Genomic DNA, 13,962 nt, shown 5'->3' on the forward strand with positions numbered 1-13,962 from the left:
ACTGCCATGAAAATCGCATTTATCGGTCTGGGCAACATGGGCGCGCCGATGGCGCGCAACCTGATCAAGGCTGGCCACTCGCTGAATCTGGTCGACCTGAACAAAACCGTGCTGGCGGAGCTGGAGCAACTGGGCGGCAGCATTCGTGCTTCGGCGCGTGAGGCTGCCGAGGATGCCGAACTGGTGATCACCATGCTGCCGGCCGCTGTGCATGTGCGCAGCGTCTGGCTCGGTGAAGACGGTGTGTTGGCTGGGATTCGCCAAGGTGTGCCGGCAGTGGATTGCAGCACCATTGATCCGCAGACGGCGCGCGATGTAGCGGCCGCTGCCGCGAAACAAGGCGTGGCCATGGCCGATGCACCGGTGTCCGGTGGCACTGGCGGTGCAACGGCGGGCACGTTGACCTTTATGGTCGGCGCCACCCCTGAACTGTTCGCCACCCTGCAACCGGTGCTGGCGCAGATGGGCCGCAACATTGTGCATTGCGGTGAAGTCGGCACCGGGCAGATCGCCAAAATCTGCAACAACCTGCTGCTGGCGATCTCGATGGTCGGCGTCAGCGAGGCGATGGCGCTGGGCGATGCATTGGGCATCGACACCTCGGTGCTGGCCGGGATCATCAACAGCTCGACCGGGCGTTGCTGGAGTTCGGAGATGTACAACCCATGGCCGGGCATCGTCGAAACGGCGCCGGCCTCGCGCGGTTATACCGGTGGATTCGGTGCGGAACTGATGCTCAAAGATTTGGGTCTGGCGACCGAAGCGGCGCGTCAGGCGCACCAACCGGTGGTGCTCGGCGCGGTGGCGCAGCAGTTGTATCAGGCGATGAGTCAGCGTGGGGATGGCGGCAAAGATTTCTCGGCGATCATCAACAGCTATCGCAAGCCTGCAATAGAAGGACAGCGCTGAACGAACTGTGGGAGCTAGCCCGCTAGCGATGGCTGAGTGTCAGGCAACCATTCTTTGCCAGATCCACCGCAATCACTAGCAGGCTAGCTCCCACAGGGGACTTGCGTGTATCAGACATTGTTTGCCGGGAAATCACGTCGGGTGATCTCCCGGCTTTTTTGCATCAGGCAAACACGAAATATTTGCGCACAGTCTCAACCACTTCCCACGTACCTTTCATGCCCGGTTCAACCACAAAAATATCGCCGGCACGCAAATGGATCGGCGCCATGCCGTCCGGGGTGATCACGCAGTAGCCTTCCTGGAAATGGCAGTACTCCCACTTCACATAATCAACGCGCCACTTGCCTGGTGTGCAGATCCACGTGCCCATGATCTTGCTGCCGTCTTCGCTGGTGTAGGCATTGAGGTTGACGGTGTGCGGGTCGCCTTCGAGTTTTTCCCATTTGCAGGCATCGAGTACCGGCAGTGGGTGGGTGTCGCGCAGAACAGTGATAGGGGCGGTCGCGGTCATGAGGACTCCGGGCAGTGGGCTTGAGAAATGAACTCGCACCCTATAGCGCCCGGTCAGTGCTCAGTTGTCTGGGGTCGACATCGAACTGCTCAGAAACGCGCGCGGGCTCAGAGTTTTTCCAGCGGGCATTCGGCTCGGGCCTGTTCGAGGCTGGATTCGAATACCTCCAGTTGCGCGAATTGCCGGGTGAGTTCGGCCAGGGTGTTGCTGATTTCGCGTTTCTTCGCTTCGATGGCCTGCTGCGCACGTGCCCAAGGCATTGCCTCACCCTGATGGTCGGCGAAAATCACCTGCAATTCCTTGAGACGAAAACCCATGTCTTTGGCGCATTTGATGAACACCAGCAACTCGACGGTCTGCTGATCGTAGAGGCGGTAATTGCCCTGCCGCCGGGGCGTGGGCAGCAGGCCGATCGACTCGTAATGACGAATGCTTTTAATGGTGGTGCCGGAGCGTTGCGCGGCTTGGCCGATGTACATAAAAGTCCTTTTTCAGTGGGAAACAGCGCGCTGCATTATCAGCAGAGTCAGTGAGCGGCGATAGCCTGTGCCTGCCGTAGCCAGGTTTTTCGCTGGTGGTCACTTGAGCCAAGAACCGGGCCAAACGTCAGGGTGCGCAACGGTTTGATCCCGCAGAATTCCAGCGTGGTCTTGCGTACCTGATGCAGACCGGGCATGCGATAAAACCAGCGGTAGTACCAGGGCGGCGTGTCCATGGTCACCAGTAAATGCGCGGTGCGACCCTTCAGCAGCTTATCGGGGAAGGCTTTGCCTTTACGGTATTTGAAGGCAAACCCCGGTAGAAACACGCGATCAAAAAAACCTTTGAGCAACGCCGGAATGCCACCCCACCAGATCGGGTAAACCAGCGTCAGGTGTTCGGCCCAAAGGATGTCGGACTGCGCCACGCTCAAGGCCTCTTCCAGCGCCTGGATCTGTCGATAACCTTCGCGCAGCACCGGGTCAAAATCCAGTTCGCCGAGGCGCAACTGACGAACTTCGTGGCCGGCGTCGATCGCTGACTGGACGTAACGCTCGGCCAGTGCGGCGCAGAAACTGGCGCCGGATGGATGGCCGAGAATCAGCAGAATGCGTTTGCCCATCGTCGTTGTCCGTGCTGAAGAAAAGCCAAGGATGAAGTCTGCCCCTTAGGGGAGAGTCAAGGCGTGCAGCAGGGCTTTGGCGTAACCCGGCAGGGCGGTGAAATCCTTGGCGCACAGCATCAAGGTTCGGCGCGCCCAGGGTTCGTTCAGTGTCACGCTGTTGAATGAGCGCTGCCCCGCGCGTTCGACGGCGGCCAGCGGCACGATGGCCAGCCCGGCGCCACGGCCGACCATGCGCATTACCCCATCGAAACCATCGGCACGGATACGCACCTGCATTCGCGCGCCGCTGTGCAGGGCTTGTTCCTCCAGGTAAATCGCCAGAGCGCTGTCGGCGCTGAGTCCTACGAAGTCATGGTGCAAAGCGTCGCTGAAACTGACCTCAGTGGCGTCAGACAATGGGTGGTCGAGAGGCAGAATCAGCACCAGCGGATCGTCGCGAAATGGCTGGGTCTGCAGGTCGCTGGTGTCCACTGCGTCGGACACAATCCCTAAATCCGCCGCACCCTGACGCAGGGCGTGGGTGATGCGCGCGCTGGGCAGTTCCTGCAAATCGATGTCGAGATTGGGATGATCGCGCAGGAAGTCCGCGAGTACTTCCGGCAGGTATTCGGTGATCGCCGTGGTGTTGCACAGCAAGCGCACCTGACCTTTGACGCCTTGGGCGTAGTCGGCCAGATCCTGCTGCAGGCGTTCGGCCTGTTGCAGGAGGATGCGCGCGTGCTGGGCGAGGGCTTTGCCGGCCGGCGTCGGTGTGACGCCGCGTCGACCGCGTTCGAGGAAATCGGTGCCGAGTGAGGCTTCCATGGCGCGGATTCTGGCGCTGGCGGCTGCCAGGGATAAATGGCTGCGGGCGGCGCCGGCGGTGATGTTGCCGGTGTCGAGGATGTGCAGGTAGAGGCGCAGGTCGGTGAGGTCGAAGTGCATGATTGGCAGCCTCTGGTTTTTGTGGTGTCTGGGCTGGCCCCATCGCTGGCAAGCCAGCTCCCACAGGTTTCAGTGTTGATCTCAAAATGTGTGAACAACAAAAAAACTGTGGGAGCTGGCTTGCCAGCGATGAGGCCAACAGCTTCAAAAAAATATCAGCCTCTTGTCCAGCAAGAGGCAGCCTCAGTATATGGCAGATTTTCAGCCAACCCTGACTGGCGCAGAGTAGCGCCATGCACACACTCACAGATTTCTACCAACACCTCGGTCTGGCCCTGTCTATGCTGGTCATCGCGACCTTTATTCTTGCCGGTCTGATCAAAGGCGTGATCGGCCTCGGCCTGCCCACCGTCGCCATGGGACTGCTCGGTCTGGCTATGGCGCCGTCGCAGGCAGCCGCGTTGCTGATCATCCCGGCCACCCTGACCAATGTCTGGCAACTGGCATTCGGCGGGCACTTGAAAGGACTGGTCAAACGCCTGTGGCCGATGTTGCTGATGATCTTCTTCGGCACCGCAATCGGCACGTTATCGATCGGTATGGCGGGCGGGCATTGGGTGGTGCGCGGGTTGGGCGCGGCGCTGTTGCTCTATGCGTTGAGTGGCTTGTTTCTGCCAACGCTGAGCGTCAATCCGCGCCATGAAGGCTGGCTCGGTCCGGCGTGCGGTTTGCTCACGGGTGTCATCACCTCGGCCACCGGCGTCTTCGTGATTCCGGCGGTGCCGTACCTGCAAGCGCTGGGCTTGAGTCGCGATCAACTGGTGCAGGCGCTGGGCCTGTCATTCACCGTTTCGACGTTGGCACTGGCCGCTGGATTGCTCTGGCGTGGTGCCCTCGGTGGCGGCGAACTGGGTGCTTCTCTGCTGGCGCTGATCCCGGCCATTCTCGGCATGCTGCTCGGCCAATGGCTGCGCGAACGCATCAGCGCGGTGCTGTTCAAGCGGGTGTTCTTTATCGGTCTGGGCGCGCTCGGCGCCCATTTGTTGATCAGCGGTTAGCGGAGGCTTCGCTGAGCATCTCGATCTGGCGGATATCAAAATCACGCTCCAGATAATCCATGCGCCGTTCAAAAAACGCCTTCATGTGCGGCAGATTCGAATGCACATCCAGATGCGCCTGCGACGCCCAGATCTCGTAGAAGATAAACAGCGACGGATCTTCCTTGTCGCGCAACATGTGGTACTCGATGCAGCCCGGCTCGGCGCGGCTTGGCTCGACGTAGGCGCGGAACAGCGCTTCAAAGGCCTCGGCTTTTTCCGGGCGGGTCTTGGCGTGCAGGATAAAACCCTGGCGTTCACTCATCGCGGCAACTCCTCAAATTCTGATGGCCGCAAATGCTATGGCAACAATCGGCATTCGATTCGTGCTTTTTGATCAAATGTATTTTGCGCAAAACCGGCTTATTCCGCGCGAGGCGGATCGTTAATCTGCCGCCATTCCAGTTTCCCTTCTCCACCCAGCCCAATGGCTGCGCCGAGGCTTTCTCATGAAAAAAGTGCTGTTGCTCAATGGCGGTAAAAAATTCGCTCACTCCGACGGTCGCTACAACGCCACCCTGCACGAAGCTGCGCTGAGCGTGCTCGATCGCGGCGGTGTCGATGTCAAGACCACCTTCATCGACGAGGGCTACGACGTTGCCGAAGAGGTGGCCAAATTTCTCTGGGCCGACGTGATCATTTATCAGATGCCAGGCTGGTGGATGGGCGCACCCTGGACGGTGAAAAAGTACCTCGACGAAGTCTTCACCGAAGGCCACGGCAGCCTCTACGCCAGCGATGGCCGCACCCGTTCCGATGCGTCGCAGAAGTACGGCAGCGGCGGTCTGATTCAGGGCAAGCAATACATGCTGTCGCTGACCTGGAACGCACCGCAGCAGGCCTTCGATGACCCGACTGATTTCTTTGAAGCCAAAGGTGTGGATGCGGTGTACTTCCCGTTTCACAAGGCCAATGAGTTTCTCGGTATGACCGGTTTGCCGACGTTCCTTTGTGTGGACGTGATGAAGCGGCCGAACATCGAGGCTGATGTGGCGCGTTATGAGCAGCATTTGACCGAGGTGTTTGGCCTCAAGGCTTGAGTGTTTCAAGCTACTATCGGTGGTAACAGCAAAAGATCGCAGCCTTCGGCAGCTCCTACAGGAACCCATTTCCATGTAGGAGCTGCCGAAGGCTGCGATCTTGGCGATCTCAAAGAGGACACCCGTGAAAGCCAGATCCGATGAGTTGCAGATTTTCGTCTGCGTGATCGAATGCGGTTCGATTTCCGCCGCCGCCGAACAGGTCGGGCAAACGCCTTCGGCGGTCAGCCGAACGTTGTCGAAGCTGGAAGCCAAGCTCGACACTACACTGATCAACCGCACCACGCGGCGCATGGATCTGACCGAAGAGGGCAAGTATTTCTTCGAGCAGGCCAAGCTGATTCTCGATCAAATGGATCAACTCGAAGAACGCCTGTCCTCGCGCCAGCAAACCCCGTCCGGGCGCTTGCGGATCAATGCCGCATCGCCGTTCATGCTCCACGCGGTGGTCCCGTATATTGACGAATTCCGCCGCCTCTATCCGGACATCCAGCTCGAACTCAACAGCAATGACCTGATCATTGACCTGCTGGAACAAAGCACCGACATCGCCATCCGCATCGGCACTCTCGCCGACTCGACGTTGCACGCGCGCTCGCTCGGTTGCAGTCCGCTGCTGATCGTCGCCAGCCCCGCGTATCTGGAAAAGCATGGCGCGCCACAGCAAGTCGCCGACCTGAGCGAACACACCTTGCTTGGCTTCACCCAGAACGAAGGTCTCAACCAATGGCCGCTACGCTACGTGCACGGTGACCGCTGGCCGATTACCCCGGCGATCAGCGCCTCCAGCGGCGAGACCGTGCGCCATCTGGCGCTGGAAGGGCAGGGCATCGCTTGCCTGTCGCATTTCATGACCATCGATGACATTCGTGCCGGGCGCCTGAAAGTCCTGCTCGGCGAATTCAACAGCGGTTATCGTCAGCCGATCAACGCCGTGTACTACCGTAACTCGCAACTGGCGCTGCGCATTCAGTGCTTCCTCGACTTTATCCAGAGCAAACTCGCGGCTTACGCCAGCGCCGATTTCAAGGGCTGATTCGTGACCTCTGCGCAACAGTGAATTGGGTGAGGGCGGGTTTTTCCCTGCGGCTCACGGGCCGATACTCGTCCCATCACTTACTCACGCAGGGAGTTTCTCCATGAACGTATTCGTCACCGGCGCTGCCGGTTTTATCGGCGGCTCGATCGCTACCGGTCTGGTCAAGGCCGGGCACAAAGTCACAGGCCTGGTGCGCAGCGCCGAACAGGCTGAAGAGCTGAAAGCGCTTGGCATCACCGCGGTCATCGGCACCCTCGATGACAAAGCCCTGCTCGCCGAACAGGCCCGCGTCGCTGATGCGGTGATCAACGCCGCCAGCAGCGATCATCGCGGCGCCGTCGAAGCCTTGCTCGATGCCTTGCGCGGTTCCAACAAAGTGTTCCTGCACACCAGCGGTTCGAGCATCGTTGGTGATGCGTCGGGTGGCAAATCCAGTGACGTCATCTACTACGAAGACAACCTGCCAGAGCCGACCGTCGACAAAGCCGCGCGTGTGGCCATCGACAACCTTATTCTCGCGGCGGCAAAGGACGGCGTGAATTCCGCCGTCATCTGCAACACGCTGATTTACGGCCACAGCCTGGGCGTCAATCGTGACAGCGTGCAATTACCGCGACTGCTCAAACAAGCACGCAAAAGCGGCGTAGTGCGCCACGTCGGCACCGGCCAGAACATCTGGTCCAACGTGCACATTGAAGACGTCGTCGCCCTGTACTTGCTGGCGCTGACCAAGAACGTCCCGGGCACTTTCTACTTCGTCGAGAGCGGCGAAGCGTCGTTTATCGACATGACCACCGCCATGGCCGAAGCCCTGAACCTGGGCCAACCACAAGACTGGCCGCTGAAAGACGCCGAAGCGGAGTGGGGCTACGAAATGGCCAACTACGGCCTCGGCTCCAACAGCCGCGTACGCGGCAAACACGCCCGCGAACTGCTGGGCTGGGTGCCGAAGCGCACCTCGGTGGTTGAATGGATTCGTAACGAAATGGTGTGAGTTCACCCCTTCCGAGTGATCACCCCCGAAACCTGTGGGAGCTGGCTTGCCAGCGATAGCGGCCAACCATTCAACGCGCATGTTGAATGAAAAAACCGCTTCGCCAGCACGCTCGCTCCCGCAGGTTTTTTCAGGTCTACGGCTGTCCCGGAAAACCATGGCACGGCAGATCGCATTTAATTTTTAGGTCAACCTGAACCGTTTTAGCCGGAAATTTCCTATTAGGCTGTCATCCGGCTAAACAGCTCGGCGCCCCTCGCGTCGCCCTCTGGATAGCCACATCAACGGGCTGTAACGGCATGAAGCCGGTTCTGCAGCTCAATGCTTGTGGAGTTTTTATGCAAAAGGATTTTGCGATGACAGCACGCTACTGATGCCTTTTCGTAAAGGTGTATCCCGGGCGGACAGATTCACTTCGCCTTCTCGCGGTTAATGGCTGTCGACCATTGCTGCCGCACCTCCTTCAAACAGTCCCGCCTGCGCTTCGCGTGTTCAGGGCGTGGGTAACGTCATCACTGAAATTGGCAAAAACAAGGAATAGTTATGATCATTTTGGGTGTTACCAACAACGATTTATCGGGAGCTTGCCTGGTGCGCGACGGCCTGATTCTTTCAGCGGTCAGCGAGGAGCGCTTCACTCGTATCAAGGACCACAAGATCTGGCCCGCCCAGTCCATTGAGTTCGTCTTGAGCCAGGCGGGTTTGTCTCTGGAAGATGTCGACTATGTCGCCTATGGATGGAACGCCGGATTCAGTGCCGACAAGCACCTTGAGTTGTATTTCGATCGCATTGTTGAGGAGGTCAGGACCAACCCTCAAGGCCTGATGCAATTCCGCCAACGGGTTACCGATGAGGTCAGGAACGATAAAGAGAAACGCGCCGAATTTGACCAGTTCATCGCGGCCAATGGTTTGCTGGGCAAGGCGTACTACATCGATCACCATGAATGCCATGCCCTCGGTGCCTACGTCTGTTCGCCGTTCGATGAAGCGCTGACGTTGACCTGTGACGGGCGCGGCGACTTCCAGTCGCTGACCGTGACCTGGTACAGCCCGACTGAAACCACCGTGTTGCAACGGGAGACCAGCATCGACAGCCTGGGATATTTTTACGGGCGGATCACCCATTTGCTCGGTTACAAGCCGAACCGCCATGAAGGCAAGGTCACGGGCCTGGCAGCCTTCGGCGATCCGCAGAAACTGCTGGGGGTGATGCAGCAGATGATCCGTTTCGAGGACGGGCGTATCAAAGCGTATTGCGGCGATCTGTTCCTGCCGTCCTACAACAATTACAGCGATCCGCTGCAAGCGCTGTTCGCTGAGGAAACCCCCGAGGACATCGCGGCCGCCGTACAACGGCATAGCGAAGACTTGCTGGTCGCGGTGGTCACCCATCATCTGGAACAACGCGGCAGTAGCAATCTGTGTCTGGCCGGCGGCGTGTTTGGCAACGTGAAGCTCAATCAGCGCCTGCGCGAGATTGCCAACGTCAAGAATGTCTATGTGTTGCCGTGCATGGGCGATGGTGGCCTGGCATTGGCGGCAGCGGTCGGTGCCGCTTATCTGCAAAACGGCACGCGTTTCAAGACCCCGACCATGGCGCTCGGTCCGGAGTCGCGCAGCGTTTCGCAGAACATCAATCTGATCCATCGCGACTACCCGGAACTGGGTTACCACACGCCTGCCAACCTCATCGAGGTGCTCACCGAGGCGCTGCTGGAAAATCAGGTGCTGGGTATGTTCAAAGGCAAGATGGAATTCGGTCCGCGCTCGCTGTGCAATCGCAGCATCGTCTATCACGCCCAGGATGCCGAGGTTAACGACTGGCTCAACAAACGCATGCACCGCACCGAGTTCATGCCCTTCGGGCCGGTCACTGCGATTGAACAGGCCGCCGCCTGCTACGTCGGTTGGGACGAGGAGCAAGTGGCGGCAGACACCATGACCATGACCTACGATTGTCATCCAGCGTTCATCGAGGCGAGCCCGGCGGTGGTGCACATCGATGGCACCGCACGGCCGCAGATCATTCGCCCGCAAGCCGACCCGTTCATGCACCGTCTGCTGAATGCCTGGCACGCGAGGACCGGTCAGGCAGCGTTGATCAACACCTCGTTCAACCGTCACGAAGAGCCCATCGTGTGTTCTTCTCAGGATGCCCTGGATGCCTTGAAAGAAGGCATGGTCGATCTGGTGGTCATGAGCGAATCGCTGATCGTCTGGCGCAAGGGCAAAAACAGCTTCACCCAAACACGCTTCGAGTAATGAAGTGATGTGGGGCAGGGCTCCGCTGGAGCCCTGTTTTGGCGTATCGAGCGTATGGATGTCGAATGTATCTAATCTTCTTCGGATTCTTTGCGGCAGAAGGGATCATCTATCCGTTCTGGCCCACCTGGCTTGATTCACTGGGCTTGAGCGCCAGTCAGATCGGCCTGCTGATTGCGGCGGCGTACTGGCCACAGGTGTTCAGCGGGGTGTTTATCACCTACGTGGCCGACTGGCGCGTAGACCAACTGCGTCTGGCGGCATTTCTCGGGTTCTCGGCGGCGTTGTGCACCGCACTGTTTTATTTCGTGCCGGTGCATTTGTGGCTGTTTGTCGGACTGAGCATTCTGTTTGGCGGGCTGTGGATGGTGGTGTTGCCCTTGTCCGAGGCCTATCTGCTCAAGCGCGATAAACAGGCGCTGCAGAACTATGGCTGGGTACGGGCGGTGGGGTCTTCCGCGTTTATTCTGACCTCGACCCTGGGCGGTTTTCTGTTTGCCCAGTACAGCCAGTCATGGGTGCCGATCGTGGTTGCCGCGTGCATGTTGTTTACCGCCATAGCCTGTCTGCGCTTGAAACACCAGGTCTCGCGTACGCAGCCGGAACCGCTCAGGCGCGCAATAAAACGGCCTGACTGGAAGGCATTGCTGGCGCAAAAAAGCCTGTTGATCGCGATTGCCGCAGCCAGTTTCATTCAACTGAGTCACACCCTGTATTTCTCTACGGCGTCGATCGGCTGGGGCGGGAAAGGCTACTCTTCGTCGGCCATCGGCATGTTCTGGTCGGTGGCGGTCATTGCCGAAATCACTTATTTCGCCCTGTCCAACAAAGTCCTGTCGTGGTGCTCACCGTTATCCATCGTGATGTTTTCCAGTGTCTGTGCCGCGGCGCGCTGGGCGCTGTTTTCCCATAGCGATGCGCTGCCGATGATCGTGCTCGGGCAGTGTCTGCACGCGTTGAGTTTTGCGGCGTATCACGCGGCGATCATGCGTTTTATTCGCGATCACGCGCCGCAGGATATTCAGGTCTTTACGCAAGGAGTTTACTACTCCCTGGCGGTGGCCTTGCCCATGGGACTGGCGACGCCTTTCGCCGGGTATTTGTACGAAACGCAACCGCAGTGGTCCTATTACGTGATGGCGCTGTTTGCCCTGGTGGGTACGGTGCTGGCATTTCTCGCTCATCTGAAAATGCGAAGTTCAACTCATGACACAACGAACCTTTACCGCCGTCTGCTTTGATATGGATGGCGTGCTGATTCAGTCGCGCGAGGTCATTGAATCGGCCTGGACCACCGTCGCGCGCCAGCACGGCATCAAAGTCGACCAGGCGTTTATCCACGAGCACATTCACGGGCGCCCGGGCGGCTACACGCTACAGGCCTTGTTCGGGCAGTTTGACGAGCAGGAGCGGGTGGCGATCAAGCAACAGGTCGATACCCTTGAGGAGCTTTCCGATTGTTCGTTGGTGCCGGGCGTCGCGGCGTTTATCACGCTGCTCAAGGATTGCGCGGTGCCCATGGCCCTGGTGACTAGCAGTTGGCGGGCCCGTGTCGAGCATGTCTTGCAGCAACACCATCTGACCTCGGTGTTTGACAGCATCATTTGTCGAGACGACGTGCGCAGTGGCAAACCGGCCCCCGATCCCTATCGCCTGGCGGCGGCTCAATTGGCGCGTCAGAGCGATGAATGTCTGGTCTTCGAGGACTCAGTCAGCGGCGTGCAGTCGGCGATCAGCAGCGGCGCCCTGTGTATCGGCATTGGCGACGATCCCACCCTGACCGCTCACGGTGCGCTGTGTACGTATGCGGATTTCACTGCGCTGGCGGTTTCCCGGACAGAGCAGGGGCCACACGCTTACAGCGAGGGCGGCCTGCGCATCAGTGCACCCGTTGCGCAGAGGTTCGCCCGGCCATGACCCAGACCCTGCAACACGCCCGTGTTCTGTGGGACTTTCTTGGCGCCGGGCGTACGCACAACCGGTGTGAACTGATTGTGGTCTGCGGCTCCTACGACCTCAGAGTGTGCGATTACGCCTGTGAATTGCTGAGCAAAGGCATTGCTGAGCATCTGCTGTTCACCGGCCATACCGGCAACTGGACCAAGCATTTGTGGGACCGCAGCGAAGCCGATATTTTTGCCCAGCGGGCCATGGCGCTCGGCGTCAGGCCGGATCAATTCACCCTGGAGTCGCGCGCCACCAACTTTGCTGAAAACATCGCGTTTGCCAAGGCGCTGTTTCCGGACGTACGTCGAGCGACCTTTCTGACCAAGCCGAATTCGATCCGGCGCGTGGCATTGACCTTGCCCATTCAATGGCCCGAGGTTGAGGCCTGGGTGGATGCGCCGTCGTTCGGTTTTCCTGACGAGATCAGCAATCTGATCGGGGTCTTGGGGGTGATCGACGAAATGGTCGGCGATGTGCACCGGATCATGGTTTACCCTTCGCTGGGTTTTCAGGCCCCGCAAGTGATTCCCGAAGCGGTTGAGGTGGCCTGGCGATACCTGATAGAACAAGGTTTCGATCACCATTTGATCAAGGGCAGACATTGATACGAGGCTGCCGCCAGGAGACTGACATGCTGTACGACACGCTGATCCGCAATGCGCTCGTCATTGATGGCAGCAATGTGGCCGGCTACCCCGCAGACGTGGCAATCCGTGGGGGGCGCATCGAGCGCATCGGCGACTTGCGGGATGCTCACGCAACAGAAGAAATCGATGCGGCGGGGCGGGTGCTGGCGCCGGGTTTCATCGACGTGCACACCCACGACGACACCGTGGTGATTCGTCAGCCAGAGATGCTGCCCAAGCTCAGTCAGGGCGTGACCACGGTGATTGTCGGTAACTGCGGGATCAGCGCGTCGCCGGTCAGTCTGAAGGGCAATCCACCGGATCCGATGAACCTGCTCGGCAGCGCGGCGGCTTTCGTTTATCCGCGCTTCAGCGATTACCGCGCGGCGGTCGAAACGGCCAACATCACTTTAAACGTGGCTGCACTGGTCGGTCACACCGCGCTGCGCAGCAACCATCTGGATGACCTGTTCCGCAGCGCCACGCCTGAAGAAATCGCGGCGATGCGTGAGCAATTGCGGGAAAGTCTGGAGGCCGGTGCGTTGGGTTTATCCACAGGCCTGGCGTACGCCAGCGCCTACAACGCCTCCACCGATGAAGTGATGCAACTGACTGAAGAACTGACGGCATTCGGCGCGGTGTACACCACGCATTTACGCAGTGAATTCGAACCGGTGCTGGAGGCGATGGATGAAGCTTTTCAAATCGGTCGACATGCGAAATCGCCGGTGATCATTTCTCATCTCAAATGCGCTGGCGTCGGTAATTGGGGGCGCAGTCCGCAATTGCTCGCCTCATTGGAAGAAGCCGCGAAAACCCACCCGGTCGGCTGCGATTGCTACCCGTATGCGGCGAGTTCATCGACGCTGGATCTGAAGCAGGTCACCGATGCGCATCGCATCACCATCACCTGGTCGACGCCGCACCCCGAGGTCAGCGGCCGCGACCTGATCGACATTGCCGCCGAATGGAACGTGCCACCGCTCGATGCCGCGAAACGCTTGCAACCGGCGGGTGCGGTGTATTACGGGATGGACGAGGCGGATGTCAGACGAATCCTCGCGCATCCGTTGTCGATGGTCGGTTCTGACGGACTGCCGGAAGATCCGTTCCCGCACCCACGTCTGTGGGGCGCATTCCCACGGGTATTGGGACACTTCAGTCGCGATGTCGGGCTGTTTCCGCTGCACACCGCCGTACACAAGATGACTGGGCTGTCGGCGGCGCGGTTTGGGTTGAAGGAGCGCGGCGAGATTCGTGAAGGCTATTGGGCGGATCTGGTGTTGTTCGACCCGGTGACTGTGCGTGATGTGGCCGACTTTCACGACCCGCAACGTGCGGCGTTGGGCATCGACGGTGTTTGGATCAACGGTGTTCTGAGCTATCGCGACGGGCAGGCGAACGGTCGCAGGAAAGGGCGGTTTCTCGCACGCGATGGGAATTTACGCGACGGGTTTAAGTGATTCTGCTGACGTCAAAAGATCGCAGCCTTCGGCAGCTCCTACATGGGAATGCGACCTTCTGTAGGAGCTGCCGAAGGCTGCGATCTTTTGAACTGCGTC

15 protein-coding genes are annotated in these 13,962 nt (G+C 59.2%); 10 read left to right on the forward strand and 5 right to left on the reverse strand.

Annotation, left to right across the window (positions count from 1 at the left end; all coding sequences use genetic code 11):
• Positions 1-6 precede the first annotated feature (6 nt).
• The gene (gene mmsB, locus M5G26_RS21535; RefSeq protein ID WP_110718951.1) at positions 7-909 is read left to right on the forward strand and encodes a 3-hydroxyisobutyrate dehydrogenase; all 903 of its coding nucleotides are present in this window, start codon (positions 7-9) and stop codon (positions 907-909) included.
• Positions 910-1,072: 163 nt separating this feature from the next.
• Here mmsB and M5G26_RS21540 read toward each other — a convergent pair whose 3' ends face one another.
• The 4 genes from M5G26_RS21540 to M5G26_RS21555 all read right to left on the reverse strand — a co-directional run bounded on the left by M5G26_RS21540 (position 1,073) and on the right by M5G26_RS21555 (position 3,452).
• Complete coding sequence (locus M5G26_RS21540) at positions 1,073-1,423, reverse strand: cupin domain-containing protein (RefSeq protein WP_016770579.1); 351 nt, start codon at positions 1,421-1,423, stop codon at positions 1,073-1,075.
• Between the two features lie 107 nt (positions 1,424-1,530).
• Positions 1,531-1,902, reverse strand: a complete 372-nt coding sequence (locus tag M5G26_RS21545) for a MerR family transcriptional regulator (RefSeq protein ID WP_134174427.1) — start codon at positions 1,900-1,902, stop codon at positions 1,531-1,533.
• Positions 1,903-1,949: 47 nt separating this feature from the next.
• Positions 1,950-2,525 carry an NAD(P)H-dependent oxidoreductase gene (locus M5G26_RS21550; RefSeq protein ID WP_095114179.1) on the reverse strand — a complete coding sequence of 192 codons (576 nt, stop codon included), beginning with the start codon at positions 2,523-2,525 and terminating at the stop codon, positions 1,950-1,952.
• A 45-nt stretch (positions 2,526-2,570) separates the two neighbouring features.
• A complete protein-coding gene (locus M5G26_RS21555) occupies positions 2,571-3,452 on the reverse strand; it encodes a LysR family transcriptional regulator (protein WP_273916425.1) in 882 nt (293 codons plus the stop codon).
• 233 nt (positions 3,453-3,685) lie between these two features.
• Here M5G26_RS21555 and M5G26_RS21560 point away from each other — a divergent pair, with 233 nt between their 5' ends.
• Complete coding sequence (locus M5G26_RS21560) at positions 3,686-4,450, forward strand: sulfite exporter TauE/SafE family protein (RefSeq protein WP_273916426.1); 765 nt, start codon at positions 3,686-3,688, stop codon at positions 4,448-4,450.
• Here the strand turns inward: M5G26_RS21560 and M5G26_RS21565 are convergent.
• Positions 4,440-4,754 (reverse strand): putative quinol monooxygenase, encoded by a 315-nt coding sequence (locus M5G26_RS21565; protein ID WP_095114182.1) that lies wholly within the window; start codon positions 4,752-4,754, stop codon positions 4,440-4,442. The genes M5G26_RS21560 and M5G26_RS21565 overlap by 11 nt on opposite strands.
• Positions 4,755-4,938: 184 nt before the next feature.
• On the opposite strand from M5G26_RS21565, the gene M5G26_RS21570 reads away from it, so the two are divergent.
• The 8 genes from M5G26_RS21570 to M5G26_RS21605 all read left to right on the forward strand — a co-directional run bounded on the left by M5G26_RS21570 (position 4,939) and on the right by M5G26_RS21605 (position 13,863).
• Positions 4,939-5,529, forward strand: a complete 591-nt coding sequence (locus M5G26_RS21570) for an NAD(P)H-dependent oxidoreductase (protein WP_102901516.1) — start codon at positions 4,939-4,941, stop codon at positions 5,527-5,529.
• A gap of 124 nt (positions 5,530-5,653) precedes the next feature.
• Complete coding sequence (locus tag M5G26_RS21575; protein WP_273916427.1) at positions 5,654-6,565, forward strand: LysR family transcriptional regulator; 912 nt, start codon at positions 5,654-5,656, stop codon at positions 6,563-6,565.
• 103 nt (positions 6,566-6,668) lie between these two features.
• Positions 6,669-7,562, forward strand: a complete 894-nt coding sequence (locus M5G26_RS21580; protein WP_095114185.1) for an NAD-dependent epimerase/dehydratase family protein — start codon at positions 6,669-6,671, stop codon at positions 7,560-7,562.
• 543 nt (positions 7,563-8,105) lie between these two features.
• Positions 8,106-9,827: a carbamoyltransferase family protein gene (locus M5G26_RS21585; protein ID WP_273916428.1), complete on the forward strand. Its 1,722-nt coding sequence runs from the start codon at positions 8,106-8,108 to the stop codon at positions 9,825-9,827.
• Between the two features lie 65 nt (positions 9,828-9,892).
• Positions 9,893-11,068 (forward strand): MFS transporter, encoded by a 1,176-nt coding sequence (locus M5G26_RS21590; protein ID WP_273916429.1) that lies wholly within the window; start codon positions 9,893-9,895, stop codon positions 11,066-11,068.
• Entirely contained in the window at positions 11,034-11,744 is a 711-nt protein-coding gene (locus M5G26_RS21595; RefSeq protein ID WP_273916430.1) for an HAD family hydrolase, read from the forward strand. The genes M5G26_RS21590 and M5G26_RS21595 overlap by 35 nt, the downstream gene beginning before the upstream one ends.
• Positions 11,741-12,379: a YdcF family protein gene (locus tag M5G26_RS21600; RefSeq protein ID WP_273916431.1), complete on the forward strand. Its 639-nt coding sequence runs from the start codon at positions 11,741-11,743 to the stop codon at positions 12,377-12,379. Before M5G26_RS21595 ends, M5G26_RS21600 begins: the two co-directional genes overlap by 4 nt.
• Before the next feature lie 26 nt (positions 12,380-12,405).
• Positions 12,406-13,863, forward strand: a complete 1,458-nt coding sequence (locus M5G26_RS21605) for an N-acyl-D-amino-acid deacylase family protein (RefSeq protein WP_273916432.1) — start codon at positions 12,406-12,408, stop codon at positions 13,861-13,863.
• Positions 13,864-13,962: the final 99 nt, after the last annotated feature.

The organism is Pseudomonas sp. TNT2022 ID642, from assembly GCF_028656995.1.
In the GTDB taxonomy this organism is placed as follows: domain Bacteria; phylum Pseudomonadota; class Gammaproteobacteria; order Pseudomonadales; family Pseudomonadaceae; genus Aquipseudomonas.

What these genes read in the sequence shown, in the direction of transcription:
- M5G26_RS21540 (WP_016770579.1), bottom strand. Translation starts at nt 1,423, where the DNA reads ATGACCGCGACCGCCCCTATCACTGTTCTGCGCGACACCCACCCACTG.
- M5G26_RS21560 (WP_273916426.1), top strand. Translation starts at nt 3,686, where the DNA reads ATGCACACACTCACAGATTTCTACCAACACCTCGGTCTGGCCCTGTCT.
- M5G26_RS21580 (WP_095114185.1), top strand. Translation starts at nt 6,669, where the DNA reads ATGAACGTATTCGTCACCGGCGCTGCCGGTTTTATCGGCGGCTCGATC.
- M5G26_RS21545 (WP_134174427.1), bottom strand. Translation starts at nt 1,902, where the DNA reads ATGTACATCGGCCAAGCCGCGCAACGCTCCGGCACCACCATTAAAAGC.
- M5G26_RS21565 (WP_095114182.1), bottom strand. Translation starts at nt 4,754, where the DNA reads ATGAGTGAACGCCAGGGTTTTATCCTGCACGCCAAGACCCGCCCGGAA.
- M5G26_RS21555 (WP_273916425.1), bottom strand. Translation starts at nt 3,452, where the DNA reads ATGCACTTCGACCTCACCGACCTGCGCCTCTACCTGCACATCCTCGAC.
- M5G26_RS21550 (WP_095114179.1), bottom strand. Translation starts at nt 2,525, where the DNA reads ATGGGCAAACGCATTCTGCTGATTCTCGGCCATCCATCCGGCGCCAGT.
- mmsB (WP_110718951.1), top strand. Translation starts at nt 7, where the DNA reads ATGAAAATCGCATTTATCGGTCTGGGCAACATGGGCGCGCCGATGGCG.
- M5G26_RS21605 (WP_273916432.1), top strand. Translation starts at nt 12,406, where the DNA reads ATGCTGTACGACACGCTGATCCGCAATGCGCTCGTCATTGATGGCAGC.
- M5G26_RS21600 (WP_273916431.1), top strand. Translation starts at nt 11,741, where the DNA reads ATGACCCAGACCCTGCAACACGCCCGTGTTCTGTGGGACTTTCTTGGC.
- M5G26_RS21595 (WP_273916430.1), top strand. Translation starts at nt 11,034, where the DNA reads ATGACACAACGAACCTTTACCGCCGTCTGCTTTGATATGGATGGCGTG.
- M5G26_RS21570 (WP_102901516.1), top strand. Translation starts at nt 4,939, where the DNA reads ATGAAAAAAGTGCTGTTGCTCAATGGCGGTAAAAAATTCGCTCACTCC.
- M5G26_RS21585 (WP_273916428.1), top strand. Translation starts at nt 8,106, where the DNA reads ATGATCATTTTGGGTGTTACCAACAACGATTTATCGGGAGCTTGCCTG.
- M5G26_RS21590 (WP_273916429.1), top strand. Translation starts at nt 9,893, where the DNA reads ATGTATCTAATCTTCTTCGGATTCTTTGCGGCAGAAGGGATCATCTAT.